The 26,189-nt window shown below is 34.0% G+C and carries 22 protein-coding genes and 1 other annotated feature; of the genes, 5 read left to right on the top strand and 17 right to left on the bottom strand.

Annotation, left to right across the window (positions count from 1 at the left end; all coding sequences use genetic code 11):
• Window positions 1-142: 142 nt before the first annotated feature.
• The 3 genes from MHH98_RS07525 to MHH98_RS07515 form a co-directional block, all read right to left on the bottom strand.
• Complete coding sequence (locus MHH98_RS07525; protein WP_155981184.1) at window positions 143-292, bottom strand: hypothetical protein; 150 nt, start codon at window positions 290-292, stop codon at window positions 143-145.
• Between the two features lie 209 nt (window positions 293-501).
• Complete coding sequence (locus MHH98_RS07520; RefSeq protein WP_340712387.1) at window positions 502-1,506, bottom strand: restriction endonuclease; 1,005 nt, start codon at window positions 1,504-1,506, stop codon at window positions 502-504.
• 372 nt (window positions 1,507-1,878) lie between these two features.
• Window positions 1,879-2,610, bottom strand: a complete 732-nt coding sequence (locus tag MHH98_RS07515) for a polysaccharide deacetylase family protein (RefSeq protein ID WP_051448707.1) — start codon at window positions 2,608-2,610, stop codon at window positions 1,879-1,881.
• A gap of 484 nt (window positions 2,611-3,094) precedes the next feature.
• Between MHH98_RS07515 and MHH98_RS07510 the strand changes: the two genes are divergently transcribed.
• The 3 genes from MHH98_RS07510 (at window position 3,095) to fabZ (ending at window position 4,967) form a co-directional block, all read left to right on the top strand.
• The gene (locus MHH98_RS07510) at window positions 3,095-3,763 is read left to right on the top strand and encodes a ribonuclease H family protein (RefSeq protein ID WP_340712385.1); all 669 of its coding nucleotides are present in this window, start codon (window positions 3,095-3,097) and stop codon (window positions 3,761-3,763) included.
• 162 nt (window positions 3,764-3,925) lie between these two features.
• Entirely contained in the window at window positions 3,926-4,297 is a 372-nt protein-coding gene (locus tag MHH98_RS07505) for a nucleotide excision repair endonuclease (protein ID WP_053416132.1), read from the top strand.
• Between the two features lie 244 nt (window positions 4,298-4,541).
• On the top strand, window positions 4,542-4,967 hold the full coding sequence (gene fabZ, locus MHH98_RS07500; RefSeq protein ID WP_038185006.1) for a 3-hydroxyacyl-ACP dehydratase FabZ: 426 nt from the start codon (window positions 4,542-4,544) through the stop codon (window positions 4,965-4,967).
• A gap of 81 nt (window positions 4,968-5,048) precedes the next feature.
• Here the strand turns inward: fabZ and MHH98_RS07495 are convergent, their stop codons facing one another.
• The 5 genes from MHH98_RS07495 to MHH98_RS07475 all read right to left on the bottom strand — a co-directional run bounded on the left by MHH98_RS07495 (window position 5,049) and on the right by MHH98_RS07475 (window position 12,195).
• Window positions 5,049-5,558 carry a GNAT family N-acetyltransferase gene (locus MHH98_RS07495; protein ID WP_038184684.1) on the bottom strand — a complete coding sequence of 170 codons (510 nt, stop codon included), beginning with the start codon at window positions 5,556-5,558 and terminating at the stop codon, window positions 5,049-5,051.
• Between the two features lie 10 nt (window positions 5,559-5,568).
• Window positions 5,569-6,324 (bottom strand): class I SAM-dependent methyltransferase, encoded by a 756-nt coding sequence (locus MHH98_RS07490; RefSeq protein ID WP_340712383.1) that lies wholly within the window; start codon window positions 6,322-6,324, stop codon window positions 5,569-5,571.
• Between the two features lie 168 nt (window positions 6,325-6,492).
• A complete protein-coding gene (locus tag MHH98_RS07485) occupies window positions 6,493-8,367 on the bottom strand; it encodes a dynamin family protein (protein WP_340712382.1) in 1,875 nt (624 codons plus the stop codon).
• 272 nt (window positions 8,368-8,639) lie between these two features.
• Window positions 8,640-10,391: an ABC transporter ATP-binding protein gene (locus tag MHH98_RS07480; RefSeq protein ID WP_340713523.1), complete on the bottom strand. Its 1,752-nt coding sequence runs from the start codon at window positions 10,389-10,391 to the stop codon at window positions 8,640-8,642.
• Window positions 10,392-10,452: 61 nt separating this feature from the next.
• Window positions 10,453-12,195: an ABC transporter ATP-binding protein gene (locus MHH98_RS07475; RefSeq protein ID WP_076065781.1), complete on the bottom strand. Its 1,743-nt coding sequence runs from the start codon at window positions 12,193-12,195 to the stop codon at window positions 10,453-10,455.
• Window positions 12,196-12,329: 134 nt separating this feature from the next.
• Window positions 12,330-12,583 (top strand) — a binding site (T-box leader).
• Window positions 12,584-12,635: 52 nt separating this feature from the next.
• Between MHH98_RS07475 and metG the strand changes: the two genes are divergently transcribed.
• Window positions 12,636-14,279, top strand: coding sequence for a methionine--tRNA ligase (gene metG / locus MHH98_RS07470; RefSeq protein WP_038184696.1), 1,644 nt, complete (start codon window positions 12,636-12,638; stop codon window positions 14,277-14,279).
• A 61-nt stretch (window positions 14,280-14,340) separates the two neighbouring features.
• On the opposite strand, the gene MHH98_RS07465 is transcribed toward metG, so the two are convergent.
• The 4 genes from MHH98_RS07465 to MHH98_RS07450 form a co-directional block, all read right to left on the bottom strand.
• Entirely contained in the window at window positions 14,341-15,513 is a 1,173-nt protein-coding gene (locus tag MHH98_RS07465) for an endonuclease Q family protein (RefSeq protein ID WP_038184699.1), read from the bottom strand.
• A 294-nt stretch (window positions 15,514-15,807) separates the two neighbouring features.
• Complete coding sequence (gene cspC / locus MHH98_RS07460) at window positions 15,808-16,008, bottom strand: cold shock protein CspC (RefSeq protein ID WP_010331195.1); 201 nt, start codon at window positions 16,006-16,008, stop codon at window positions 15,808-15,810.
• A 600-nt stretch (window positions 16,009-16,608) separates the two neighbouring features.
• Window positions 16,609-18,165 carry a Vga family ABC-F type ribosomal protection protein gene (locus MHH98_RS07455; protein WP_340710899.1) on the bottom strand — a complete coding sequence of 519 codons (1,557 nt, stop codon included), beginning with the start codon at window positions 18,163-18,165 and terminating at the stop codon, window positions 16,609-16,611.
• Window positions 18,166-18,469: 304 nt separating this feature from the next.
• The gene (locus MHH98_RS07450) at window positions 18,470-19,693 is read right to left on the bottom strand and encodes a GNAT family N-acetyltransferase (protein ID WP_340710897.1); all 1,224 of its coding nucleotides are present in this window, start codon (window positions 19,691-19,693) and stop codon (window positions 18,470-18,472) included.
• A gap of 119 nt (window positions 19,694-19,812) precedes the next feature.
• Between MHH98_RS07450 and MHH98_RS07445 the strand changes: the two genes are divergently transcribed.
• Window positions 19,813-20,247, top strand: a complete 435-nt coding sequence (locus tag MHH98_RS07445; protein ID WP_340710895.1) for a hypothetical protein — start codon at window positions 19,813-19,815, stop codon at window positions 20,245-20,247.
• A 55-nt stretch (window positions 20,248-20,302) separates the two neighbouring features.
• Here the strand turns inward: MHH98_RS07445 and MHH98_RS07440 are convergent, their stop codons facing one another.
• From MHH98_RS07440 to murJ, 5 genes are all read right to left on the bottom strand, one after another.
• Entirely contained in the window at window positions 20,303-21,028 is a 726-nt protein-coding gene (locus tag MHH98_RS07440) for a CPBP family intramembrane glutamic endopeptidase (RefSeq protein ID WP_340710893.1), read from the bottom strand.
• Window positions 21,029-21,257: 229 nt separating this feature from the next.
• Entirely contained in the window at window positions 21,258-22,313 is a 1,056-nt protein-coding gene (locus MHH98_RS07435; RefSeq protein WP_235175728.1) for a polysaccharide deacetylase family protein, read from the bottom strand.
• The gene (locus tag MHH98_RS07430; protein WP_038184713.1) at window positions 22,231-22,989 is read right to left on the bottom strand and encodes a hypothetical protein; all 759 of its coding nucleotides are present in this window, start codon (window positions 22,987-22,989) and stop codon (window positions 22,231-22,233) included. Before MHH98_RS07430 ends, MHH98_RS07435 begins: the two co-directional genes overlap by 83 nt.
• Before the next feature lie 8 nt (window positions 22,990-22,997).
• Entirely contained in the window at window positions 22,998-24,629 is a 1,632-nt protein-coding gene (locus MHH98_RS07425) for a GNAT family N-acetyltransferase (RefSeq protein WP_038184716.1), read from the bottom strand.
• Between the two features lie 17 nt (window positions 24,630-24,646).
• Entirely contained in the window at window positions 24,647-26,170 is a 1,524-nt protein-coding gene (murJ, locus tag MHH98_RS07420) for a murein biosynthesis integral membrane protein MurJ (protein WP_076034668.1), read from the bottom strand.
• Between the last annotated feature and the right edge of the window lie 19 nt (window positions 26,171-26,189).

Below are 26,189 nucleotides of genomic sequence, written 5' to 3'. Positions count from 1 at the left end.
ATGTGTTTAAAATGTCATTCTGCAACTGCTTTTTCACAACTGGAACTTAACTCTTCAAAATTAGCTTCAACGCCTGTAGACGTATCTACATGTGTCACAGTGACAGCTTAGCTTTGTAGCCACCTTTTGCTATTTGTTCATCTTATTCAACCACTTTTGTATTTACATAACCTTGTAAAATGACATATCCAATCTCCAAAATTGGAAATAATATTTCTGCAATGCCAATGAAAGCACCTATCAATATAACCATTTCCATTCCTAAATTATAATAACCTACTAATTTAACCAATTTTTCTTGACCTTTAACATTTCAACCTGATATCCTTCACTATTTTTAACTGGATTTTCACTCCCTATAGTGTAACTAAAATAGGTTTAACAACTAAAAAAGGATAAGAAATCATACGAGATTCCTTACCCTCTTGTAATACTATTTAATGTTGTTATTTAAAACTGAACCCATTATCTTTTTTTGTCGAATAGTTTTTTAAAAAAATATTATGACTGAGCTAATCTTCTCATTTCAAATTCCGTATATTTTTTCAAATTTTGATCAGAGTAATCATAAAAGTCTTGTAAATGATCGCTCCATTGTTCATTTTCAATAGAGATTATTTTCTCTTTCAAAACTTGATCATTCCATATTGTCACTCGCAATGTCTCAGCTAACTCCATTGCATCCTTCGTTATAGATGAAGTGGTTACTAAGATAGATGATTCGCAATCATAATATACCTTCTCAACTGCAATTTTATGTACATCTTCCATTTTGACTAAATTGACATTATTTATGCAACGGAACGCCACTTTGCCGTTTGGCCCATCAGCAAATATATCCACTTTAAAGTCACTATCGTCCCTAGCTAAACGAACATTTTCAAAATCAAGTTTTTGCAATTGTTTCGCCATATACAATTTGAAATCGTATGGACTCATTTGATACATTTTTCGTTGACTAAAAAAATTACTATCGTATTTCTTTTTAACATTTCTCACAAATTCATTCACTTGATTGATCTTAGTTGGCGTTTGGAATTTCTCATGGACTTCATTTTCATTTGCAAAAGGTTTCAATAAAATAGCTTCCTCTTTTTTTAACTCTTTCAGACTTTTAATAGCAGCAATCCAGAAATACCCTCCAAGTGCAATAAAACCAATGGCAATGAGTTGAATAATAGGTTGGAATAGGAACTGACTATACAGTTCTTTTACTCCAGAGATATATTCGAATAAACTTTTGGGCGAATGCGTAAACAAAGTGATGAATATAGGTAAACATTCTAAGTAAAATGCAAACACCAGGCTCTTCCACAGCTCTTTCATTGCAACATGGCGTCTCTTTCTTATGTCCGATAATTCTTCAGATTTTGATATCTTCTCTTCTTGTAAAACAATTTTATGTATATTAGCTTCAGCACATTTTGGACAGTACACAACAATTTTCTCGTCTACTAACACCTCGGCAGCTTTCACTTTATGTATGTAACAACGATTTTCAGACATGCTAAAACATCTCACCAACCTAAATAAATAAATATATAGTCCTATTATTTTATTAATAATCGCAACCATTACTTATTATATAATAAGTAAATGATTATTCAATGATATGAAAATACTACATTATTGGGATATGTTATACAAAAAGACTATACGAAAAGCATATCCAATGCGATTCCCATACTTTTTTTAAAACTTCTCTAGTCGCATCTTTCAATTCAAAATGTATAAAAGCGTTCGGCATTTGCTAACAGCATCGCCAAACGCTTTTGTAATATTTGCATTGTTAATTTTAGAAAGAGTAGGATTTCACTTTTTGATTAATCAATTTTCGTTTGGCGTTTTTCCATATCAATTATAAGCTATCGAAACCCATTATTTACTCACTTTTCCATTTACACTAGCAATAAGCTCAGAAACTGTAACAAATTTATACCCTTGCTTTTGAAGCTCAGGTATTATTTTCTCAAGTGCCTTTAACGTTTGAGTCCGATTTCCTCCACCATCGTGAAACAGTATCACATTACCTGGTTTCGAACCTTGAAGTACTTTATTTATTATCTTTTGGGACCAAATCCCTTTCCAATCTTCCGTATCTTGGTGCCAGGACCATATTACAACTTTATACCCATTTTCAGTCGCAATATTGATCATTTTTTCATCAAATTGTCCACCAACAGGACGAAATAACACTGGAGAAAAGCCAGTAATACTGTATATTATTTCATTTGTCTTTTTTAATTCTTCTTCAAAATCCTTTGGTGACGTCTTATAAGGATGAGAATATGTGTGATTAGCTAATTCATGTCCTTCATTATATTCCCTTAAAACCAATTCAGGATGTTTTTCTGCCATTTCTCCAATGACAAAGAAAGTAGCTTTAGCTTTGTACTTAGCAAGTATATCTAAAACTTGTCCTGTATATTTTGGATGTGGTCCATCGTCAAATGTAATAGCGATAATCTTCTCTTCAGTTTTTATATCCCAAAGCATTTGTCCAGATTCTTCGTAGTATCTACGTCCCTTTTCTTCAGCAATACTAAAACCAGCATAAAATACTGAGATGATTAAAGCACAAACAGTCAGAAATAATATATTCTTACGAATCAATACATCACCTACCAAGCTTAATAATTATTACAAAAACGCCGTTGTCTTAATATTTACCGAATGCGATAAATTATACTTTGTGAAAGGTTCAACTTCCGTCCATAAAATGTATTAACTACTAGCTCGGACACTTAATTTTTGCAGCGTAATTTCTTTACTCCTGTAATGTAAGCTCTAGGATTTTTTCGGGTATAATTATGCTGTACTAAGGAAAAATTAATATTAATATTTATATACAAAACAACGTTATAAAGGCGATTTCAGAATTATACTTCAAAGAAGTCTTTGCTTATATTTTTCAATTTGTTTCGATTCACCTTCAAATACTGGTCAAATAAAAATAATATTACACTCACCACTAAAATCTTAAAATCTAATAATTCAAATAAGACTAACCACAATAAGCTATTGTTAATATGCCTTAATTAATGGTGTGTTTTTAATCTTAGATTATTAAATCAAAGGCATAGGAGGAATGACGATGAACATCTCAATCGAATGGATTTACAAAACACCAAGAGGAGCGGAAACTACATTCCGCTCCGAGGGGATGCCTGCAGCTAAAGGACTGTTAATAGCAGAGGATCTTGAGCGGACAGGACGCGCCAAAAGTATAATCTTTACTGACTCGTTTGACAGCACTTGGACAATCAAGGAATTGAAACGTTACATTAAAGAAATTGAAACTGAACCTCATAATATTACAGTGTATTTCGATGGTGGCTTTGATCGTACGACTAGCACTGCTGGTTTAGGCTGCGTTATTTATTATGAACAGAGTGGAAAATCGTACAGGGTGAGGAAGAATGCTCCTTCCGAATTGCTGAAATCAAATAACGAGGCTGAATATGCCGCACTTCATTTGAGTCTTGTGGAGCTCGAGCGATTAAATGTTCACCATCTACCTGTCGTTTTCATTGGAGACTCACAAGTTGTCATCAACCAGATGAGCGGAGAATGGGCTTTACTAGAAAAAGATTTATCGAGCTGGGCAGATCGAATTGACGAGAAATTAAAAAAGCTTAGTATTCGTCCTAAATACGAGCTCGTTCCAAGAAAATCGAATGCTGAGGCGGACCGTCTTGCCACACAAGCGCTAAATGGTATCGACATCACTGCACAACTTGAACTGAATGTTGATAATGATTGATACGGATAGATTTTTCAGATAAATAAACAAATATTAGTTTTATGATGGCAATTCAATTTTTTTATAATAGACGTGTATTTCGTCAACTACTAAATCCAATAGCTTTTCTAACACAATTATGGTAGCATTAACTACTATATGATAATGAGGACGTGAATTTTTTTGATCAAAATTGAAATGCCAAAACCAGATGTAGTAATTCGTCAACGCGAACAAAAAATTAAAGAAGGTGACGCGATTATCCCTTCAATCTATGGATTTATTGATTTTCATGAAATCCCTCGTGATAAAGGTGGCTTTTTCATGTTCTTTAACAAAGAAAATGAGCTTTTATTCGTAGGTAAAGCACGTAAAATCCGCCAACGTGTGAAAAAGCACTTTGAAGATAACGTTTCACCTATTAAAGATCACCGTAACGAAGTTCATAAAATTGAAGTATTCGTTGTTGAAGATCAAATGGAACGTGAAATTTATGAAACATTTGCTATCAACCATTTCCGTGCGAAATACAATACTGAAAAAGTATTTTTCTAAAAACAAAAAGCGTTCAGCCTGTGCAATAGCACTTGTTGAACGCTTTTTTATGCTCTTAAAATATGTGCCACATAAATAATAGGAAACTAGTGTGCCATATGTGCAGAATTTAATAACTTAAAAATATAATTAATAAAACTCCATTTCATACGTTTTTCTAATAATTTATAAAAAACATTATCAACCATTAGTACCAGGTGTTAATATAAAGAGGTATCAATTTATGATCTTGGAGGAAAACATATTGTTAGACACACAAAAGATAAAAGAAATCATTAAACATCGCTACCCTTTTCTATTAGTAGACAGAGTCCTGGAATTAGAAGAAGGCAAAAAAGCAGTAGCCATAAAAAACGTAAGTGCAAATGAAGAATTTTTTAATGGGCACTTCCCTGGCTATCCCATTATGCCAGGTGTATTAATTGTAGAAGCATTAGCTCAAGTAAGTGCTATCGTTATGCTTACAAAAGAAGGCAATGCAGGACGTTTAGGGCTTTTAGCTGGAATAGATAAATGCCGTTTTAAACGCCAAGTAATACCTGGAGACCAGCTACGCCTTGAAGTTGAAATCACTCGAGTAATAGGTGCTATTGGGAAAGGCAAAGGAATCGCTACTGTAGATGGGGAAATTGTTTGCGAGACAGAATTAATATTCGCATTTGGTGACTAATTTGATTTTCAATTGACTATTAGAAATAAAGATAGAAAGCAGCCGATCATTACAATCGGCTGCTTTCATTTTTACAAAACACTAAATTTCTTGCCAACCATACGTAAGTATTGCTAATTGTTCACCACCAATTTGAATTGGATTTGAGTCGATAAATTTTGCACCCATCGCTTCATAAAAGCGACAAGATGAATTGTCTTCTAATACTTTCACAATTGATGATTTGTAATTGAGTTTTTTAAACTCTGCAAATAATTGTTTTAACATAGCTTTGCCTATTCCTTTTCCTTGCTCATGCTCAAATAAGTAGATAGCTGTAAGATCCGCATCATATGTTGGATATTCACCTTCTTGTGTTTTAGAGCCACTTATAAAACCTACAATTTGTTCTTCTTCATTCACTGCAACAAGAATAAGATTCTGTTCGCTTTCAATATTACGCTTCCATGATGCTTCTCTACTGCTATATGTTAGTTTGTCTAAGTAATCTTGCTTTACAATTCCTTTGTACGTTGTGCGCCAACTGTCTACATGTACTTTCGCTATACCTGCTATATCTTCGTTTGTTGCAGGACGGATAAAATACGTCATAGTCTAGACCTCACTTTTTCCGTAGAATTACTGTATATATCATTGCTTCTTCAATTGGTACTTGCTGATGAAAAATCCAACTATCATAGTCCATTTTGCCACCTGGAATAATCTCTTCAATAGCTAATGAAGTATTTACTAACATTTTTTCGAAATCAGCTACTTCATAACAGCGCAACGATTGTTGCCTTTTTTCATCCGAGTTATCTGTCAACCACCAATTATCTAACATTCTATTAGTTTCTATATCAAAATCATATTGTCGACAAACTGTCTGAGAAAGCTCCATAAATTGCCCTGCTGTTTTGGCCCAATACGCGGGTGCGTAAACATCTATGAATACTGTACCATCAGGTTTTAGCCAATAATCAATATTGTGAAGTAATAATTGTTGATCCTCATCTGTCCCAACCCCAAAACCATCCCAATAACATATAGCATCGAATTTATCAGCAAGCGAAATGGTATAAAAGCTGCCTTGATGAGCCTTAATTCTTCTCGTTACGTTATTCTCCTCGGCAAGCTCAAACATTTTACTAATGGCATGTGGAATGATTTCAACAGTTGAAACGTGATGTTCATGCATCGCTGCTGCTACTGCGAATTCTCCGTTGCCACTACCCAGCTCTAGAATGTTTAAATTTCTCTTTAAGCCTTTTTTCTCAACTAACTCGACTAGTTCTTGATGGTAAGCATCTACTTTTGCATCAAATATTTGAGTCATCCATTCGTATTGTTTGTCATAAAATTGTTCATTCTTGTTCATTAAATAACACTCCTTTTTTAGTATCTGAAAGGTGTGTTAATGAATTAAATTCCTAATCCCCATGTGAAATCAGTCCTTCTTTTTTAATCCCTTTATTGTAACATATTGGAATTATCGTTACTACAAAAAAAGATACTTACACCCTGTTACCGGGGTAAGTATCCTTACTTAATCGCTAATACCGCTATAAATAGGCGGTTTTTCAATTTCTGATTTCATATCATCTATTGTCAATCGAAGTGGCAGTAAATGATATTTTTCATATAATCTTTTTTGCATTTTTGAGATTTCGTCATCTTGTTCATCGATATGTGTACTTGCAATTAACGTTTCATGTGATAATTTAATACTTTTAATCTTTACTAATGTTTCACTCAGTGACAATTTTTCCTTTTTTGTCACAACGAGATCCTTTTGATCAATAAGCTGCTCCACAAATGTTTCGACAAAGTCTTTTGCCTCCAAAATATTATTAAATCCATTCAGCTGTCTAATTGCGTTGATTAACTGTTGTTTCTTTTTCATTCGCTCAGTGCTAATCAGACTAACTCGATTAATAATTCGCTCTATTTGATCGTGAGCGATATCATTTAAATTCTTCAATACCGCTGGATATTCGTTAAATAATTGCATTTCTAACGCGAGAACTTTCTTGTATTGTTGCTCAAGTGTTGCTTGTAAAACTTCCGAAGGTTCGTTTGATTTACTCTGCTTTATACTTTGTTGCTCGTTAACAAACATTGTTTTTAACAGGCCCTTCCCTGTTGAATGACGCTGTTTTCCATCGTTTCTATTAGACTCGTTTTTGTACGATTGAAGCATTGTACGGTATTCCCTTACAGCCTTCAAATAATCTTTTGAATACTCAACAAAGACCATGACGTCATAGGTTTTAAAATGCTTATTATTCGATATTACTTGTAGCAATTGATACAACGTTTGCACATCTTTAAAAACCACGCTTGCCTTATGATATTCCTTTTCATATGTGATGAGCTTTTGATTTTCAATTTCTGTTCTTTCAGATGCTTTTTGTTTCCCTATTTGATACTGGATTAATAGATTATAAGCTGTTATATAAGGCTCTCTTTGTGGTATTAGTTCCATCTCAGTTTGGAACCTCTTAAGCCATTTAATAAAGCGTTCCATGATGAGGTATACACGGTCTGATTGGTTAGCATGGGAATTCTCAATTTCCTCTAATAAGAATTCAAACTTACTTTGGTTCCACTTATCATCATCACCGGTTGCCACAGCTACCTCGGCATTTCTAACAGAGATCCCCATTATTTTACGGAAATAAGGCGATAGCAATTTATTTTGTTCAGCTATGAATTGTTCATAAGCTGTTTCATGAATATCAATTGCATTAATAATTGCTAATGGTTTTACATTACGTTCATGAAATTTTCCGAGTAGCTTCAATTCACCTTGTGTTGGTTTTGAATTACAGTTAAAAATCCAATACAAATCATCCGCGCGGTTTAATATCGATTCCTTTACATACACTGACTCATCACCACTCGGCTCTAGCGGTGTTGTATCGATAAATGTAACTTTCTTTAGTAGTTCATTATTAACATAGACTTCAATATAGTCCAAGTTTTCACGTAAGATTTCAGCACTAAAAGTGTCCGATGTTGTAAATAGTTCCACTTTATCAAGATCAAAACTAGCTACTTGTCCATCAAGAAAATAAGCCTTCACTTCTTCTGTTTGACCGTATCGAATAATGGTATTTATCGCTGTTGCTTTCGCCAATTTCGTTGATAGAACGGTTCTTTTAAGCAGTGCATTTACTAAACTTGTTTTCCCTGCGCCAGTCATGCCTATAAGTAAAATCATAGTCTGATTTTGAGCATCTTCAATAATTCGTGTCAGTACTTTATTTGTACCTTTAACATATGTATTTGTTGAAAGAATCATATTCAAACTTTTTAGCTTAGTAACGAATTGTTGTAAAAACTCATTAGGTTCATTTTTGTTCCAACGAATAAGCGGTGTATCTTCTAGATGATGTATTTTTCTTAGGTCCTTATCCATATTAACCAAACCCCATTTCTAATAGTTCTAATTATACAGTAAAACAATATTTTAATAATTAAAGAAAGTAAAACCAATGAAAAAATAGGGCAAAACATCGTCCACACACCGCTATAACCAAGACTATTGAACAAAGAAATAAAACCTATAATAGTATATATTTTATTTAAATATTATTTTCAGATATATTTTTACCAAAAAACTCAAATCTCTTTAAATGATATATCAAATGAATAAGATGATAGGTAATAATAACTATCACCTTTTTCAATTTAAGATGATATTGGTAGAATATCTAATTTCCTTTGTAATTCAGAATAAAATCCTTGTTGCTCTATGAGTTCTTTATGATTGCCACGCTCTATTATTTCTCCGTCTCTAATAACAAGTATTTTATCGGCATTTTCTATCGTTTTTAAACGGTGTGCTATGACAAAACTCGTTCGACCAGTCATTAAATGTTTTAGGCCTTTTTGAATCTGCACCTCCGTACGTGTATCTACACTAGAAGTGGCCTCATCAAGAATAAGAATATCCGCATCTTCTAAAATGGCTCTTGCAATTGCCAGCAGTTGGCGCTGTCCTTGACTTAAATTCACTCCACCTGACTTAATCTCCGTTTGATATTGATCTGGTAAATATTTTATAAACGAATGAGCATATGCCACCTTCGCAGCTTGAATGACTTCATCGTCTGATGCCTCAAGTCGACCATAGCGGATATTATCCATAATTGTTCCAGAAAACAAATACGTATCTTGCAATACAACGCCAACCTTTTCACGGACATTGGCTATTTTATAAGAACGAATATCTTCGTTATCTAGTAATATTTCACCTTGATCAATATCATAAAATCTTGTTAGTAAATTAATAATCGTTGTCTTCCCTGACCCTGTAGGACCCACAAGCGCAATTGTTTCACCTGCTTTTGCTTGAAATGAAATATTCTTTAAGACTGGTTTACCTGTATCATACGAAAAAGTAACATCGCGGAATGAAACATCCCCTTTAAGCTGTTCCTTTACAATTGCATTTTGTCCATCAGTTCGTTCTGGTTTTTCATCCATTATCTCAAACACACGCTCTGCTCCTGCAATGGCAGATTGAAAAGTATTCAACAAATTAGATAGCTGATTAATTGGTCGGAAAAATTGACGTGTATACGTTACAAATGCCGCAATGACGCCGATTGATGTATGACCACTTACCGCCATCAGTGCCCCTGTCCCAATCACTAACCCTAAACCAAGATTGTTCATAAAGTTATTAATGGGGCCAAGAAAGCCCGAAGTAATTTCAGCTTTCATAGCGGATGTTCTCAAACTTTCATTGACCTTTGCAAAATGTGTAGTCGTCATTTTTTCTTGACCAAACAGAGTAATTACTTCAGAGCCAGTTATAGTCTCTTCTATATACCCGTTTAATGCCCCTAAATCACGCTGTCTTTCAGAATAGTTCACACTACTCTTTTTAATAATTTGTTTCGATACAAATACAATTAGCGGAATAATGGTTAAAGTGACAATCGCTAACTGCCAGCTTAGTATGAACATTGCAATGCTCGTGCCAATCAACGTTAGTATTGATGAAACAATTTGAACGACACTTTGGCTCAACGCAACATTTAAGTTATCAATATCATTTGTTACACGACTCATTAAATCCCCTTGTGACCTTTTGTCAAAGAAACGTAGTGAAAGTGAATGCAACTTTTCAAATAGATCTAATCTTAACTTTTGAATCGTTTTTAACGCTGCATTGATCATGACATATGTTTGAAGCCAAGTGAAAATTGACGTTAATACATATACACCCGCCAAAATAAATAACATTTTGGTCGTGCCACTTAAATCTTTTGTAATAATATAATCATCTACGATTACACCAATTAGAAGCGGTCCCGCTAAACTTAAAACCGTTGTTAATATAACGAGGAAAATGGCTCCTATGAGTTGCAATCTTTGCTGTTTTACATAATCCCAAATTCGCTTTAACGTTTGTTTTTGGTTTTTCGGTTTCACAACTGGCCCACGAAAATGTGGTCCACGTTCTAATCCATTACGGGGTTGATTAGTCTGTTCTTTATTCACTTAATACCCCTCCTTTTTCCACTTGGGTATCATAGATTTCTTGATAGACTTTATTATTTTCAAGCAATTCTTCATGAGTTCCCATACCAACAATTGCTCCGTCTTCCATTACTAAAATTTTATTGGCATTGATAATGGAGGATATTTTGGAAGCCACGATAAAGGTTGTCGTGTTTTGATAATCTGTTGCAATTGCCTGTTGTATATTTTTTTCTGAAATACTATCTACTGCAGAAGTAGTATCATCTAGGATAAGGATGGATGGCTTTCTGATAAAAGCTCTTGCTAAAGCTAGACGCTGTCTTTGTCCACCTGATAAGTTTGTTGCACCTTGTGTTAAATTGTGCTGTAAATCATCTTTTAATTTCTCAACAAATTCCGTAGCACTAGCAGCATCAAGTGCTTTATACATATCTTTTTCTAAACTTTTTTGATTTCCATATTGTAAATTTTCTTTTATTGACCCCGAAAACAGCGTTGCCTTTTGTGGTGTAAATCCGATGTTTTCTCTAAGCATTTCTAAATCATAATGCTTAAGCGGTATATCATCTATGAAGATTTGTCCTTGATCCACATCAAAAAGTCTAGGAATCATTTTAACAAGCGTTGACTTCCCGCTGCCCGTTGTTCCAATAATGCCTATGAAATCTCCTGGATGCGCAGTAAATGAAATGTTTTTCAACACTTGCTCGCCATTTTTACTATAGCTAAAGCTGACATTTCGAAAAGTAACAGCACCTCTTACTTCTTCTAGTTGGATAGGTTTTTCTGTATTTTGAATGTCAATTGATGTTGCAAGTATTTTATGCACTCGATTTGCAGAGGGAAAAGCGCGGGCAATTTGCATTAACACCATACTACTAGAAATTAGACCATTCATAATAATCGTTAAATAATTTATAAATGCTAAAATAACACCTACTTGCAGCGTGCCATTATCCACCTTAATTGCTCCAAACCAAAGTGCAGCAATAATCCCCATATTAATGACAAACATTGTTAAAGGCATCAAAACCGCTACGACTTGGTCCGCAGTAATTGTTCGTTTTGTTAATTGATCATTAACATCCGTAAACTGTTCAATTTGATGGCGTTTTCGATTAAATGCTTTAATCACGCGAATTCCAGCTAAATTTTCCTGCAATTTTGTATTCACTGCATCTATCGCTAGCTGTACTTTACCAAACATAGTACCTGATAATTTCGTGAAAAAGTAGATACAGATGATCAAGACTGGAACTACTATGAGTAGTACTGGAAATAGCTGTCTAGCAGTCATAAATACTATGACAATACTCCCGACAAATAATAAAGGACCACGTACAAAAATTTTCAAAGTCATCATTAACGCACGTTGTAAAGCCTCTACATCGCTCGTCATTATTGTAATGAGCTTACCGGTTCCAAACTCGTCTCTATTACTACTCGAAAAATAAGAAATTGTATCAAATAAATCCTTCCGAATATCCGTTGCAAAATGGACAGCCGTCTTAGCACTAAAGATGGAACACCCTACTCCACCAATAAGTCCGACTAATGCACTGACAATCATTAGAATGCCCATTTTCACTACATATGTATGATCCTGATTAGCAATACCTGTATCAATAATATGTTGCATAATAGTTGGTTGGATTAAGTCCATCGTTACTTCGACTACCATCAATAACGGCCCTAAAATGGCCAACCATTTATACGGTTTTAAAAACTGTAGAATTCTTTTAACAGCTTGCATCGTCTTCCTCCAATTTTGTAAATTAGATAATTATAACATAGTATTTAATGCAAACTCATTCAACCGCTGATTTTTTATTCGAAATATACTTGCTTTTCCATTAATAGTGTTTTATACTTCTTTTCAACATATAGAAACACGCGTTGATGAGGAAAAGTAAAATAACTTAAGTTGTCAAGAGAGCTTCTGTCGGTGGAAATGAAGTGAACTTAACTATTTAAAAATGACCTCTGAGCTTCGTACCGAACGATTTTTTTAGTAGGCTACGACGAGAAAGGCACTCGTTATAACAGCAACAGTATCCCTAATTGGCGTACTGATGAAGGCAAATGGTGTAAGCTATTTGCAAACGAAGGTGGTAACACGGGTATATAATCTCGTCCTGATCAATTTAATTTGATTGGGGCGAGTTTTTTTATTTTAGGAGGGATTTTTTTAAAATGAGTATTGTTATTGGCGGAGCTTGGCCTTATGCAAACGGATCATTACATTTGGGACATATTGCTGCATTATTACCAGGAGATATTTCAGCTAGATATTATCGATTAAAGAAAGAGAGCGTTCTTTATGTATCAGGTAGCGACTGTAACGGTACGCCTATTTCTATCAGAGCAAATCAAGAAGGTGTTACTGTAAAGGAAATTGCAGATCGATATCATGAAGAATTTACAGCCTGTTTTAAAAAGCTGGGTTTTACTTACGATTTATATACGCGTACAGATGCTGAACACCACCATCAAAGCGTTAAGAATATCTTCTTGAAGCTACTAGATAATGGCTTTTTATATAAAAAAACAATTGAACAAACGTATTGTGAACATGACAAACAGTTTTTGCCGGACCGTTTTGTCGAAGGAATCTGTCCAGTATGCGGTAGCAAGGCACGAGGGGATCAATGTGATTATTGCTCAACAATATTAGATCCACTGGATTTAATTGATCGAAGATGTAAAATTTGTGGCAATCAACCCATCGTGAAAGAAACGGAGCATTTTTACTTTGCATTCAGTAAGATGCAAAATTCTTTAGAACAATATGTGCAAAATGCAAAGGAACAAAAAGCATGGCGCCAAAATGCAATCGACTTATCCGAACGATACTTAGCAGAGGGCGTACCCGATAGAGCCGTTACGAGAGATTTACCAAACGGAATTGATGTACCAATAGACGGTTTTGACGGAAAGAAAATATATGTTTGGATTGAAGCTGTATCAGGGTATTACACCGCTACTTTAGAATGGGCAAAACAACATCAGAAAAACGTTCAAGATTTCTGGAGTAACGACACAATTTCTTATTACATTCACGGGAAAGATAATATCCCTTTTCATACAATCATTTGGCCAGCTATTTTAATGGGATTAAATAGCCCTGCCCTCCCTACACATATTGTTTCAAATGAATACTTAACACTTGAGAAACGGAAACTCTCTACTAGTTTAAACTGGGCAGTATGGGTACCCTATATTATTGAAAAATACGATGTAGATACAATTCGATATTTCTTGACGATCAATGCACCAGAAAATCGCGACACAGATTTTTCTTGGCGCGAATTTATTTATAGTCATAATAGCGAGCTTCTAGGTGCATACGGAAATTTCGTTAACAGGACATTAAAATTTATCGAAAAATCATTCAATAAACAAATTCCTAAAGGCATACTGAATGCTTCAATTAAACTTCAAACGCAAAAACTCTATGATGAAGTAGCTATCGCGATTGAACAAGGGCATTTCAAAGCACCACTTGAAGAAATTTTCTCTTACATCCGATCGGCTAATAAATACTTTGACGAACAACAACCCTGGTTACAAGTAAAAGATGATGAAGTTGGTTGTGCAAATACACTTGCTACATGCATCTACATCATTGCGAATTTATCACAATTACTAGAACCCTTTATTCCGTTCTCAACAAAGAAAATACGCGACATGCTTGGAATTACTGATATCTCATGGCATGAATTAGTAGAATTACCGACATTCATTCAATATGTAGAGCCCTTGTTTGAGCGTTTGGACATTGCACTAATTGATGAAGAATATCAATATCTCATCAGTCAAAGTAACATTAATAAATAAACAAAAAAGCTTTCTGCAAATGACTGATCCATTCGCCGAAAGCTTTTCACACTGAAAACTATTAAGACTCTTCTTTTTGTACCTTGCCATACTTACCTCCACCACCAACTTCTATTAATAACTCACCTTTTCGGGATTGATCAATATAACGAACTAATTTTTCTGGTACTACTGCCGTTAACTCTTGATAAGTTGCTTTATGCAAAATATTCATTTCTGTCCCAACTGCAAGAAGTAAACGATCTAGTGATTTTGGTCCGAGTCCTGGTATGAAATCTAGTGGAATTTGATGAATATATGGCGGTCTAGGTCGCTTACTCTCTTCACTTTCAGATAGCTCCTTAACTCTAGTGGCAACACCTTTAATGATATTATGTTTGTGACATACAGGGCATTCAGATAAACCCTCATCTACTTTTGCAGAACAGCCACCACAAACCGTTTGATGGTATTTTCCAAGCAAAGGGTTTAAACCATAATTAGCGACAATAGCTCGCCCGTCTTTTTCTTGAAGGGCTTTTTGTAATTCAGTAAAGCTTGCATGATCAAGTCTCATTTTTTGATATTCTCTTGCAATTTTACCGACAGAATGGGCATCTGAATTCGTTAAAAAGGTATATTGCTCTAACTCTTTTATACCTCTCACCATATACGTATCTGAGCTTAAACCAAGCTCAATTCCGTCTATCATAGATGGATCAAACACCTCACTTAAACTAAATAATACACCTTTACCGTATAGGCTTTTAAAAGGAGTAAACACATGAGCAGGAATAAATAAACCTCCAAGTGAACGCACTTTCTTTTGAAGTGTAATACCATCACAATAAACACGTTGAGAACTTAAATTGATATTCTTCACATAGCCACTCATCCACATCGAAAAAATTTTCATGATTTCAATAGTTGGAAAATAAGCAAGGACATGAATTGGTCCGTGGCAGTGCTCATCGTATATTTCAATTTCTGAACCAAGTATCAAGGTAGAGTTTCCGAACAATAACCCTCCATCAGCAATTTCCACCATCTCTCCATCTTGTATCATCTCTTCAATTTCTTCAATGACCTCTGGCGAATGACAATCTATAATACCTATTAGATCAATACCCTTTCGTTCACTCGCCGCTTCTAAAATACGTCTTAAAGTTAACCTTTTGCTTCCTGTAATTTTTACAGGTCTACCACTTTTGGTACGACCAATATGAATATGTAAATCTGCGTAAAATTCCTTCACTTTTTTTCAACACCTTCATAATTAAGTTTTCTTCAATTTGAAGTTGAAATAGTTCAATTGCAGAAGTTAAAGAATATGAAGCTTCACTATATTGCGCTAATCATATGTTTCACTTTTCCCCACAGTATTATACGTAAACGTGTTGAAGCAATTTGACATACTCTCATCATCGCAATATGAGTTTATGTGCTATCTAGTAAATGCACCATTGTTCGCCACACTATGGAAAATAAAAAAGACAATAAAAAAACCGACTCTCAAAAGAGAATCGGTTTTTTCTACAGCTAGTTCAAATTAAGCTTTTTGAACGTTAGCAGCTTGAGCGCCACGTGCGCCTTGCTCAACGTCAAAAGTAACTTTTTGACCTTCGTCTAAAGATTTGAATCCTTCACTTTGGATTGCTGAGAAGTGTACGAATACGTCATCTCCGTTTTCGCGTTCGATAAATCCAAATCCTTTTTCTGCGTTAAACCATTTTACTGTACCTTGTTCCATTATTGTTGCCTCCTAGTGTGATATCCACACATTGTATTACTATCCTTGTCCAAAGTGATGGTCCAGACGACAAGTCAAACTTATACTGCCCTTTGCACCGAACAAAAATAACTAACTTCATAATACCATGCATTTCCGAGATATGCAAGTGTTGTAACGAATAAAAAACAAAAGAACTGAATTCCACAATACATTTTTCCTCTCAAATAGCTCACAAACATTGTCAAATAGGGCTTTTCATTCAATTTCAATATTTTAAATTATTTTGAAAATATATTAAATAATGACTATTTTATAAATTATTTCCTAATATTTAAATTTGTTCAAAATGACGATCTTGCCCTTCTATTTTATGACGCCTAATTTGAAAACTTCTTGGAATATTTTTAAATCATCTTAAGTTCTTTCAATATTAGTATGTCCAGTTTTTATTTATTTAACCTCTTTTAACAATTTTTCTATATTCATAATGCGCTCATTCATCTCTGTTAGCATTTTTTGTTGAACTTATAGATTTTCAAGTTCCAAAATCAACCTTAAATAGAAAGTATAAATAAAACCTCAAAAAAGAAGTCTTTCACCCTTTTTGAGGTTTTACTATTATAATTTACGTTTTTCTTCTATTAATCGTTGAAATTCACTTTCAAGTTCCTTTGTAGGTTCTATACTAAGTCGTCCTAACACTTCAGATATCTTTAAATTTAAAATTAATAACTCATTTTCCTTGTTATCAGGTGCTTTCTTTTTCTTTGTTTGCACTCTTTCTTTTAACGTTCCTTCAAATAATTGAAGTTTTCCCTTTTCAATTTTTAACTGCCGAGTAGCAATATTTTCTACAAAACGTCGATCATGAGATACGAAGATGATTGTTCCTTCGTATTCTTTTAGGAGCGATTCAAATGCTTCGACTGCATCTATATCAAGAAAATTCGTCGGTTCATCTAATATCAACGTATTTACATCGCTAACGAAAATTTTAGCAAGCGCTACTTTCACACGCTCACCGCCACTGAGTACTCCGACTTTTTTATATACATCATCTCGATAAAAATGGAGTCTTGCAAGTACGGTTCTAATAAATGTCTCATCTTGTATCGATAGTTCTCTAACATTTTCTAAAATAGTTTTTTCAACATTTAACACGTTCAAGTTTTGACTAAAATAACCGACTTTCACTGCTGGTGAAATGGTAATACCTTTTTCATATTCAACGATCTTTTTTAGCAAAGTCGTTTTTCCACTACCGTTATTCCCAGTAATAGCGATTTTATCTCCTCCGCGTATTTGAAAACTGCTTTTTTGCCAAAGAAAACGCTCTCCTACACGACCTTCAACATCTTCTATGCGTATAATAATTTTGCCTTTCACTGTTTCAGCGTTTGGTAAATCCATTTTAATCGCTACTGGATTTTTTACTTTCTCCACTTTTTCTAATTGCTCTAATCTCGTTTCAATTGCTTTCGCTGTTTTTTGTAATTTCTTTTGTTTTTTTGCAAAATAAGGTTTTGTTTTGGATGCTTCCAATTTACTCACTGATTTCGGTACTTTTGCTGCTCTCGCTGCTTTCTTTTCTTTCAAAACTAAGGCTTCCTCTAACTGATTTTTCCTAGTTGTATATTTTTCGTAGGATGCTTCTTGCTGTTTTTTTTCAATTTTCTTTTGCTCAGTATAGTCGGAATAATTCCCTCTATATTCTTTTAATCCGCCGTCTTCGAGCTCCCAAATTTTCGTACATACTGCATCTAGAAATGCACGGTCATGGGATACGATTAGTAACGCGCCACCTCTTTTTAATAATTCTCCTTCAAGCCATTCCACATGATGCGTGTCTAAATGAGTTGTCGGTTCATCAGTTATTAATAGACGGGCACTCTTTGCTAATGCACCTTGTATATACGCCTTTGTGACTTCCCCACCACTCTTGTAGGATGTCGATTCCTTTAACTGCGGTACAAGTTCTAGCGGACTGTAAGTTTTCACATGTCCACTCTCTGGTTCTTTCAATGCCGCTAAAACTTCAAGCAATGTCGTTTTTCCAGAGCCATTTTTCCCGATTAAACCAATGCGGTCATGGTCATTGATTTGCAACTTCTCTATATTAAAAACTTCTCTATTTCTAATTGAATACTGCAGTCCATTTGCTTCTAATAACATCATAAAAAATCTCTCCCCTCATGTATCGGGGCAAAAAAATGCCCCCTATCTACAATCAGAATAGGAGGCATGGGTGCACAGCAAAAAGAGACGTCTCTTTTTTGTCCAACACATGAATGACAATCCTATTCTGAAAACACTGGAATGAAGGCATCTTGAAAAAACAGAGTATTTCATCTGATTTAAAATACGATTCATTCTTAGCTTTCGAAAAAATAGGATTAGTACTTCATGTAATTGGGTCACCCTTTCGTTTTTAGTTATATTTAATATACAGAATTCCGCTCATATTGTCTATTCTAATTCACTAGAAATAATCGATAAAACTTGGTACCTCATTTGGCAAGATCGCTTCAAGTAAAGCAACAGATGCAGTATCACCTTTTAACCTTTCTATACTATGCAAATACGTTGGACGCTTATATCCTAGGAACATTGTGACAAACGTTTGAATCGTCATTTGTACAGTATTTGACTCAATTTCATTACTTACCTTTTCAACTGTTACTTCTCCTGATTGAACAGTAATTTCAAAGGTTCCATGATTCCATTCTAGGAGAGTGTCCGTTAAAGCTAACCGAATGTGGAAGTTCGTTCTTGCAAAAGGGAACCGCTCAAGAAACTTTTGGACATCAATAATTCTTGCCATGAAGTACGGGGAAACATTTTGTTTGATTTCACTATCCTCCATTAAGAAAGCTATCGCATCATTGCCAGAAGTTTTACCATACACATGGTAAATCATCGAACGATGGGCATGTACAAAGTTCCATAATGCTTTACGAGCAACTTCCTTCAAATATACAAGCTCATCAATATAAAAATCCTCTTCCATAATGCGGTAGAACATATAGCCAAGCGCTAAACCGTCATCATCATAATACACGGCAGCTTGCAATTTCGTATCGCTACCTTCAAATTTCTCTTCCCAATACGATTCTTGGAATTTCTCATTCCAAGCTATTGCATTTCGTTTCATCGCACCATGCGTATTATGAGCATACCTGTTGTATACATCACGAAGATCTGAAAAGTCATCCTTCATACGTCTTACTTGTCCGGGAATATTTCTATAAAAGGGTAGTTGTGTATCTTTCACTTGATACTCTAGGATGTCGCTCATAATTTCAAATCCCTTTTTGCGATAATAAGGAATTGAATACGGGAATAGATAGGCTATATAGCGCCCTTCTTGACGCATCCTTTTCATACTCTCAACCATAAGTGTATGCATCAAACCATGGCTTGAATATTCAGGATAAGTACCCACCGCTGTCATGCCACTCATATCATAAATGGTCCCATGAATATTCACTTGAAACGGTAAATTTAATATTTGGGCGACAAGTTGCTCTCGATCAAACCAACCAAGAGCTAATCCCTCATCGAACTGTTTACTTTTGGCATTTACGAATAATCGATCCTTATTAATAGATAAGGAAATTTGAAACACATAGTTTAATAATTCAATCGACTGACCAATTTCAGATTGTGGAATTTCCCGCATTACTAATTCTTTGGATCTTCCCATTTTAAAGCCCCTTTTCTCTTTTATTCTTATTTAAAATATAACCAAGTTTTCTTCATTTTGCTCTAATTTTCATATTATATTATGTTAAACTACGAAAAACCCTTGGAGGAGGAATTTTTTTGACATTAAAACAGATTATTGCTCTCTTGATTTTCATTTGTTTTATGACCTTACCTAATCATTCCTCTGCTACTGATTGGGTGTATTCACTCGTTACTTGGGATGGCTACGTTTATGAAGTAATTGATGAACTTGTCACTGAAATAGACAAAGAAATTGGTCAAGTTACAAGTTATTCAGATATGGAGCAACTTGGCGGAAACTTTTCGAATACTTATAAAAATGGAACTAAGTACTTCTCTATTAAAGGTATTAGTACGGAGCAAGCAATTGCTGTCCAAATAAAGGATGACCAGTTCTTGAAGGCAGTTATGAAGCATGAGCAGCAGTCCACTGCAATCAACACGTTAGCGAACAAGCTATTTTCCCCAATCTCAGCTGTCATTATTTTTTTGATATTGATGACCATCGTTATTATAAATCGCTTCAAATAAAAAGCCAAGAGCTACAAATTGTAGTCTTGGCTTTTTAGTTATTTGGATAAATATCCTAAAGAGAATGAAGACTATGTTTTTCCTTGTTCTTTACTCGTTTCCACAGGAAAATTGAATATACTAATAATACGAAAAAGATGATATATGCTGATGTGATCGAGCTTTCGATATTTCCCATAAAGTTGAAAAAGTTATTCAAGCCGTGGAACAATATCGTAATGATAATCGACTGCCCATCCATTACAAGCAATGCTAGCACTAATCCTACAACAAGTGCATATAAAATTTGAATAATCGTATCTTCAACTGATTGTCCACCTATTAACTGCAATGAGTGTGTCACTCCGAACAGTATGCTCGAAATCCAAACAGCTGTAAAAGTACCCTTTGCAGATATTATTCGCAGCATCATTCCTCTAAAGACCGTTTCCTCGATAAAAGCGACGATTAGTAACTGCATGATAAACATAGCAAATAAGTTAGGTACAGATACAAAATTTAAGCCGTTGGTGCTAAATAGAATGATACATAATACGAGAATAAGTGGTGCGTATAGCAACAGACTTTCTTTATTAAGATGAACCTTCACAAAGAAGTATTGACGCCATTTCTTTTTGAAAGCAATATATAGGAAGAGAATGATTGCTAATGGAACCAGCATAACAAATTGTAAATATGGACTAGTAGGTTCTTTAATTGTTACAAAGGCGCCATTTACCGTATAGAAGAATATTAAAAGCAATTCCAAACCAACAATTTTAAAGACAATTTTTTTATACATATCGCTATCTCCCTTCTCGGCTAAATTTCCTAAATCCTTTTATTTTATGAAAATAGATTATCAGAGTATGCGTTAATAGCTACATTTCAACTTACTAGATTTAAAGTTATTCTACATATTTTCACCGAAGTATCATTACTTAAATATAAAAAATGAGGTTATGCATAAGGTAAAGTTGACTATAAATAAAACAAAGTCCGATGAGAAACTACCTGTTCTCTCCGGACTTTTAATTTGTCTTATTCAAATTGATCAAACCAACCACATCTCTCATATGCATGCTTTGAAATTTATATTTTCCCTTTAAATATTCTACATGCTGTAATATTTCCTCAAGAAACTGAAGATTTTTTTCCGTGTTCTTGCCGAAATTATGTGGATGCCACCATAAATGATAATACTCATTATTTTTAGCAGCTTCCGTTAAGCTGTGTTTAATGCGTTGTAAACGAAGTCTCTCTAATATTCTCAATTTACTGCTATATGGTCTTAAAAACCGGCTAGATGGTACATTGATAATCGGGTGAGTGCTTACTTTCTCTAACTTGTAGCTATTATGACCTGTAATATTTATATAATGATCAGCTAATCGGAGCATTCGCTTTATAGTGGTATTCATTTCTTTAATGTACGGGCCGTAAATCCAGCTATTTTCATTTCCTCGATAAGCAGTTATGCCATATTCATCACATAGCTGTAAATAATCTAAATTAACTTGATTTCTCGGAAATACTAACGATGTAACTCCTTCATTCAATTCAACCATTGCCTGCAAATCCTTTTCAAAATGTTCGATTCGCTGCCCCTTTTCAAGACAATAATAATGACTGAAAGTATGCGTTCCAATCTCTTGGTTTGGAATTTTTTTAATCATATTAATTAGTGAATCTCCATAATGATATAAATCCTCTTGTTCATTTGCACCTACATTCGAAAGGTTATATTTAGCTGATAAAGTTTCATTTTCATATGGAATTTCTATACTTTCCAAGAAACTTAAGAGTTCCTGTTTATCTTTACAATAAAGCATTCCAACAATAGCCCAAGTAGCATGAATATCATACTTCTGAAATAACTGAAGAATTTTAGGTATTGCTAATCGTGCACCTAAAATATTTTCCCCGTAATTTTCAATAGTAAAAACATCATGTACTCCCCAATTCAGCTCAAAATCTAATGAAATTATAAGTGCCCCCAGCTCTTCATCCTTTCTTGATTTTTTTTGCACGTAACCAAAGTATGAATTGACCGATTTTTGAATTTGCTTCATAGCCAGAATAAACATGAGCTATTTCTCCACCGAATTCCATTTTGAAACTACGAATATTTGGATTCTTTGTAAGTCCACCCATATCAAAAATTGTGTGGTTTCTTGATTTAAAATATAATATATTTCTCCAAATCAAATATCTATTTGCTTCACTTAATAATCTTTTTTCTTCAGTTTTTTCTTTCATCCGAAAATGAGAGGCAGAATATAAACAAAAAGCTATATTATCATCCGAAATATATACTCGATAACAAAGCACTTCATTTGCTTCATTCAAAACTTTCGTGATTACAAGTGCATTCTTGTCTTTTAGCTTATTCATCGTATTTACATGAAAGGAATTACATGAGTATGTGTTTACAAATGCTGAAAAAAGATTATAAAACTTCTGAAATGCTTTAATATCCATTATTGACGGTTCTTCTAGCACTTCTATTTGAAAATGGTAACCCTCTGCTTTTTTTATCTGCTTTCTATTTGTTCGATGCAAGTTCTCAAATAATTCTTGTTCACTTTTAGTTAAATCGATATAAAGTGTTTCAAACTGCTGTAGTTGCTTTTTAGGGACTAAAGAATGTGTAAACCCTTCTATATCTGTTAACTTTCCAGTTGAAACGATCTCATTCAAAAAATAATAACTGTGCATTTTTATATTAAAAAACTTTCTCTCTAATAGAATAATAAAAGGCACCTTCTCTTTTAAATTTCTACTTCTTTTTTCACTTTTCTCTTCCCTAAAACTCTTGAGTAAGAAAGCCTTTCAGTGATATCAAATTCATTTGATTGGAGTAATTGAATACTTTTTTTATCACGCTTATTTACATGTACAAAAATGTACTTTGGACGATATTTAGCCTGAACAAATGAAAGAATTTGCTTTAAGTTTTCATTCTCCCAATCTCTAATATAAATGCTTTTTTTCTTTAAGTTTTCAACGACTTCAATATCGTCTAGTCTAATGACATTTTCATTTACCCAAAATACTTTATTGACGTCAGTTGAGTAATAACCTTTATATCCATTATATATTTTTTGAAGTATTTCTTTTCTATCATCCTTCATTGAAAGTGCCATTTCAGGCGTTATTTGTTCAAAATGACTGTTTAATCTCATTTCGTTAACTGTCAACTTTGCTATTAAATATTGTTTTTGCTCATATACAAAAGGTTGCAGTCTATTCTTCCAAATATCTTTCCAGAAACGAAATTTCTCTTTATTTCGAAGGTAATATTTCAACTTACCAATTGTGTTTCGTCGAAAAATAACAACAGAATAGTGTTTTCTAATCTTAGAAAACGCTTTTTCTTTTAGCCAAAGAAAATTCCGAAACATACTAGCCCTAAACGTATTTGTAGAGAAAACTGTTTTTCTCGTATAATCAAAATTTGTATTCCATTCCAGCTTATATGGTTCATATCCGATGCTCATATCGAGTTTATGAAATCCATCGTCCATGTTTCGTTTAATCTTCTCTTTTACTAAAATTCTACCAGGACCGTATACATCAAAATCTGAATCATGTCCTAATACATATCCCAAATACCTTCCTCTACATGCAAAACCATACGTAAAAGCAACCATTTCATTTTGTAATGTTAATGTAGATAAGCGTACACTCAACTTCCCATCATTCTGTTCAGCTAAGTATTTAAAGAAAGCTTGTTTTCGATTACTAGAAAACCCACTCGTATCATTTTTCTTTTCCCATCGCTTTTGATGCACCTTAAATACTTGATTGATCTCCGTCGCAGGTGAAATTTGTAGTTGAACATCACCAAGTGCCCTCAACCTTTTTTCCCTTCGATCTAATCCATGCAACTTATGACGAGGTTTCATGTACTCTTCATACGAAATATTATCCAAATCAATATAAGGAGTGACAATACGAGAATATCGTTCCTTCATATTTCTAGCTTTCAAATAATTCGAAAGTTTACTATGTGTTTCTACACTTTCTAATAATCCGTGTAGATAAAAAACTACGCTCTTTTTCTTCTTTATTAAAGCATCAAATACAAACATGATGACTCGGTCTATATCTCTTTCCCTTGCAATAATATCCATATAATTCGCATCTCCAAGTGCTAAAAAACGAAGAATATATCCATACCAAGTTTTTTCTGATTGAAATGGAAAAAATGCAATCGTGCGATTATTTTCTTTTACTGCATATATTTCTACTTTTTCTTCCTTCCCTAAAAATCTCCACCAATTATAAACAAATTCAAATTCGATAAATGGATTCGTATTATCATTTTCTTCTAAAATAGCAGACCATTCTTTCTCATATCTTCCCAAGTCCATATACGTAGTAATCTGAATGAGCTCCAAATTATCCTCCATTCGGGTTAGGTTTGTTTTGGACGAATTTTATCCACAAGGAAATTTACAAGTAGTTTTGACTCTTTCACCTTTAATAGTGTAATTAATAGGAAATAGATACTGCTACCTATCAGGATGACTACACTCATTTTCAAAAAAACATTCCAATCTGTTAGTATATAGTTGTTAAAAATATATACTCCCCCACCCATTACACTGGAAGCAAATGTTACTTTCATAAAGGTGATGAAATTCCCTTTCAAACCGAACGCTCCAATTTTTTTTCGAAGCTTGATAACTAACAATGTTGAGCAGAAAAGTGCAGAAATACTCGTAGCTAAAGCGATCCCACTGATTCCCATAAAGTAAGATAAAATAATACTTAATATAATGTTCAATATAACGGCCATAGAAGCATTGTACATAGGGGTTTTTGTATCCTGTAGAGAATAAAAAGTGCGATTTAAAATTTCGCGGATACCATACCCTATCATACCTATTGAATAGAAGAAGAGTGCATGAGTTGTCATTTCTATTGCACGTTCGTCAAAATGTCCATGTCCAAAAAGTAACCTTATAATAGGCTCTGCCAAAATCATTATTCCGACACTAGCAGGAACTACGATCAAAATGACAACCGAAATAACCTCACTAATTGATTGTTTGAAGTCTTCTTTATTTTTTTGTACAGCCATTTTTGAGATGAGTGGAAACATGACAGTCACGAATGACAGAACAAATATACCTTGTACAAAATCATTTAATCGACTAGCATATGTCAAAGCAGAAACTCCCCCCTCCACTAAAGTAGAAGCAAGAGTTTTATCAACCATCAAGTTGATTTGGTCAATAGATATTCCTATCATAATAGGGAAAACAATAACTGCCATTTTCTTTATTTTCTCGTCGTTGAACTGCACAATTGGAACGTATCTATAATTTGTCTTCTTTAATGAGGGGAATAAGAATATTAGTTGAATAAACGCAGCTAGAACACTGCCAATCGCTAATGCAATAATATTCGTTTGAGTACTTACTATAATTGAAATGATAATAATAAAATTAAAAGGCAGCCCAACCATAGCTGGTACTGTGAATTTTCCATACAACTGTAGATAACCACTGAAAATCTGAGTTACACTAGTAAAATATATGCCTACTAAACCTATTCGAGTAAAAAGAACAGCAATTCTTAATGTTTCTCCATCAAATCCTAAAGCAAATAATTTCACCAACACGTCAGAAAAAAGAAGACCAATTACTATGACCGCAGTTGTAACTATCAATACAATGTTGATGAGGTTATTTGTAAAGTATGTCGCAGATCGCTGCCCTTCACTATGTTCGATTTGTTTAAACATAGGAATATATGCAGTGGATATCCCTGAAATAATAAGACTAAATAATACAGATGTAATCGTAATGGAAATAATATATGCATCACTCGTTGAAGTAGCACCATAAAAGTAGGATAGTGTGATATCCCGTAGAAATCCGGTAACTTTTGATAGAATTGTAATGACCATCAAAAGAACAGCTGTTTTTTTTATAGTTTCTATGATTTGTCCT

This window comes from Viridibacillus sp. FSL H8-0110 (assembly GCF_038003565.1).
GTDB lineage: Bacteria > Bacillota > Bacilli > Bacillales_A > Planococcaceae > Viridibacillus > Viridibacillus arenosi.
The sequence above is the reverse complement of the archived record's forward strand: the minus strand, read 5'-3'. Positions and strand labels throughout refer to the sequence as shown.

Excerpts from the sequence above, each read along its gene's own strand:
- MHH98_RS07455 (WP_340710899.1), bottom strand. The coding sequence starts at position 18,165 with ATGATGTTATTAGAAGCAAATGGACTGCAGTATTCAATTAGAAATAGA.
- MHH98_RS07440 (WP_340710893.1), bottom strand. The coding sequence starts at position 21,028 with ATGTATAAAAAAATTGTCTTTAAAATTGTTGGTTTGGAATTGCTTTTA.
- MHH98_RS07435 (WP_235175728.1), bottom strand. The coding sequence starts at position 22,313 with ATGTTTATTCTGGCTATGAAGCAAATTCAAAAATCGGTCAATTCATAC.
- MHH98_RS07490 (WP_340712383.1), bottom strand. The coding sequence starts at position 6,324 with ATGAACAAGAATGAACAATTTTATGACAAACAATACGAATGGATGACT.
- MHH98_RS07495 (WP_038184684.1), bottom strand. The coding sequence starts at position 5,558 with ATGACGTATTTTATCCGTCCTGCAACAAACGAAGATATAGCAGGTATA.
- MHH98_RS07475 (WP_076065781.1), bottom strand. The coding sequence starts at position 12,195 with ATGCAAGCTGTTAAAAGAATTCTACAGTTTTTAAAACCGTATAAATGG.
- MHH98_RS07485 (WP_340712382.1), bottom strand. The coding sequence starts at position 8,367 with ATGGATAAGGACCTAAGAAAAATACATCATCTAGAAGATACACCGCTT.
- metG (WP_038184696.1), top strand. The coding sequence starts at position 12,636 with ATGAGTATTGTTATTGGCGGAGCTTGGCCTTATGCAAACGGATCATTA.
- MHH98_RS07450 (WP_340710897.1), bottom strand. The coding sequence starts at position 19,693 with ATGGGAAGATCCAAAGAATTAGTAATGCGGGAAATTCCACAATCTGAA.
- MHH98_RS07510 (WP_340712385.1), top strand. The coding sequence starts at position 3,095 with ATGAACATCTCAATCGAATGGATTTACAAAACACCAAGAGGAGCGGAA.
- cspC (WP_010331195.1), bottom strand. The coding sequence starts at position 16,008 with ATGGAACAAGGTACAGTAAAATGGTTTAACGCAGAAAAAGGATTTGGA.
- MHH98_RS07520 (WP_340712387.1), bottom strand. The coding sequence starts at position 1,506 with ATGTCTGAAAATCGTTGTTACATACATAAAGTGAAAGCTGCCGAGGTG.